The following is a 1,893-nucleotide window of genomic DNA, read 5'->3' as shown; positions in this document are numbered from 1 at the left end:
CTGGGCCGGCCGCGCCGCGCGGCCGCATTGGCGGCACCCTTATTGAAGCGGAAAGGCGCACCGCGCCACGGGGCGCGTGCTTCATTCGGACTCCAGCATGGCCTTGAGCAGCGGGATGGTGATGGCGCGCTGGGTGCGCAGCGCATAGGCGTCGAGCTGGTCGAGCAACTGCATGAGGCTGCCCAGGTCGCGCGAGAAGCGGTTGAGCATGAAGTCCATGACCTCATCGCCCAGGAACACGCCCCGCGCATCGGCCTCCTGGCGCAGTACCGCGCGGCGGGCCGTTTCGTCAAGCAGCTGCAACTGGAACACATGGCCCCAGCCCAGGCGACTGCGCAGGTCGTCGCGCAGCGGCAAGTCGGCCGGTGGCAGGCTGCCCGCGGCCAGCACCCAGCGTGGCGTGCCGCTGGCCGGGCTGATGGCGTTCACAAACCAGTTGAAGGCCACGGCCTGCTGCGCGGTGCTGTACAGGTGCACGTCATCCAGAATGACCGCGGCCCAGTTCTCATCAAATTCGGGGGGCGCGCCCACGCTCGGGTCGAGCCAGCCCACGCTGGCGCCCTGGTCGCGCAGCGCCTGGCGCACTGCTTTGAGCAGGTGCGTCTTGCCGCTGCCGGCCTCGCCCCACAGGTAGGTCGGCACGGGCGAACGGGCGCCCGGCTGGTGGCCGTCGCCCACCCACAGGCGCAGATGCTGCAGGGCCGCCTCATTGGGTCCGCCGAAAAATCGCGCCAGGGTGGGCCCGGTCGCAAGGCCTATGTCCAGGGCCAGCTGCTTCATGGCTGCAGCCCGCATGCACACGGGCAGGCACAGGGATCGGTCACGGGAAACAACATGGGCTTGAAAGGCAAAACGGGTCGCGAAGAAGGGGTGGACGGACTGCAGGCGGTGCGCAGCCCGTAAAATCTGCGCAAATTTTAGTCTGCCGCGCACGCTGGTCCGTGCCGCCCCTGCCATGAGCTCCTCTGCCTCCACTCCTACCCCCCTGTCCTACAAAGACGCTGGCGTTGACATCGACGCAGGCGACGCGCTGGTCGAGCGCATCAAGCCGCTGGCCAAGAAGACCATGCGCGAGGGCGTCCTGGCAGGCATTGGCGGCTTTGGAGCCCTTTTTGAAGTGCCCAAGCGCTACAAGGAACCCGTGCTGGTGAGCGGCACCGACGGCGTGGGCACCAAGCTCAAGCTGGCGTTCGAGTGGAACATGCACGACACCGTGGGCATCGACCTGGTGGCCATGAGCGTGAACGACGTGCTGGTGCAGGGCGCCGAGCCGCTGTTCTTCCTGGACTACTTCGCCTGCGGCAAGCTCGACGTGGAAACGGCGGCGGCCGTGGTCGGCGGCATCGCCAAGGGCTGCGAACTCTCTGGCTGTGCACTGATTGGTGGCGAAACCGCCGAAATGCCCGGCATGTACCCCGCCGGCGAATACGACCTGGCGGGCTTTTGCGTGGGCGCGGTCGAAAAGTCCAAGATCCTCACGGGCCAGAACGTGCGGCCTGGCGACGTGGTGCTGGGCCTGGCCTCGCACGGCGTGCATTCGAACGGTTTCTCGCTGGTGCGCAAGTGCATCGACCGTGCCGCAGGCAACCTGCCCGCAGCACTCGACGGCAAGCCCTTCCGCGAAGCCATCATGGCCCCCACGCGCCTGTATGTGAAGAACGTGCTGGCCGCGCTGGCCGCCCACCCGCATTCGCAGGATGCTGGTGGCATCAAGGCCCTGGCCCACATCACCGGCGGCGGCCTGCTGGAAAACATTCCGCGCGTGCTGCCCGAAGGCACTGCCGCGCACCTGAAAAAGGGCAGCTGGCCCCAGACCGAGCTGTTCGCCTGGCTGCAAAAGACGGCGGGCATCGACGACATCGAGATGAACCGCACGTTCAACAACGGCATCGG

At 67.2% G+C, this 1,893-nt stretch carries 2 protein-coding genes; one reads left to right on the top strand and one right to left on the bottom strand.

Annotation, left to right across the window (positions count from 1 at the left end; translation table 11 throughout):
* Positions 1 to 81 precede the first annotated feature (81 nt).
* Positions 82 to 780, bottom strand: coding sequence for a DnaA regulatory inactivator Hda (hda, locus tag ACDELDRAFT_RS21920; protein ID WP_005800791.1), 699 nt, complete (start codon positions 778 to 780; stop codon positions 82 to 84).
* 175 nt (positions 781 to 955) lie between these two features.
* Here hda and purM point away from each other — a divergent pair.
* Positions 956 to 1,893 (top strand): phosphoribosylformylglycinamidine cyclo-ligase (purM, locus tag ACDELDRAFT_RS21915; RefSeq protein WP_005800789.1); only part of this gene is annotated, 938 nt, incomplete at its 3' end.

It is taken from the genome of Acidovorax delafieldii 2AN, from assembly GCF_000175235.1.
Classification (GTDB): Bacteria; Pseudomonadota; Gammaproteobacteria; order Burkholderiales; family Burkholderiaceae_C; genus Acidovorax; species Acidovorax delafieldii_B.
This window is presented reverse-complemented; position numbering and strand designations above follow the sequence as displayed.